Below are 381 nucleotides of genomic sequence, written 5' to 3' on the forward strand. Positions count from 1 at the left end.
ATTGCACATTACAATTCAATATGATATACTATATGTATGAAAGAAAATCTAATATATTATAGAACTTGCGTGTGTAATATCAACTACCATATGGTATGGTCAGTGAAATACCGACGGAAGATATTAAACTCAGAAATTGAGGAATACCTAAAGGAACTGGTGCAGCAGATTGCTGAGGACAAGGGCTTTACTGTTCATTTATTTGAACGCAGAGAACCATTCCCCCGCTTCAAGTGTGCAGAGCACTAAGCGACTGCGTTCATGAGCAAGTAGCGAAGCGGATTGTGAATGTCCGCTTTACTGTGGTGAAGGAGACCATGTCCACTGCTTTGTAACAGCTCCACCAAAGCTGTCCATAACAGCAATCGTCAAGTATCTGAA

Annotated in this window: 1 pseudogene; it reads left to right on the plus strand. The window is 40.7% G+C overall.

Annotated features, from left to right (window positions below):
• Positions 1-30: 30 nt before the first annotated feature.
• A pseudogene (locus GPK60_RS15650) lies at positions 31-192 on the plus strand (transposase); the annotation flags it as partial.
• Positions 193-381: the final 189 nt, after the last annotated feature.

Origin of the sequence: Ruminococcus sp. MCC718 (assembly GCF_018783905.1) — a bacterium.
Lineage (GTDB): Bacteria > Bacillota > Clostridia > Lachnospirales > Lachnospiraceae > Hominisplanchenecus > Hominisplanchenecus faecis.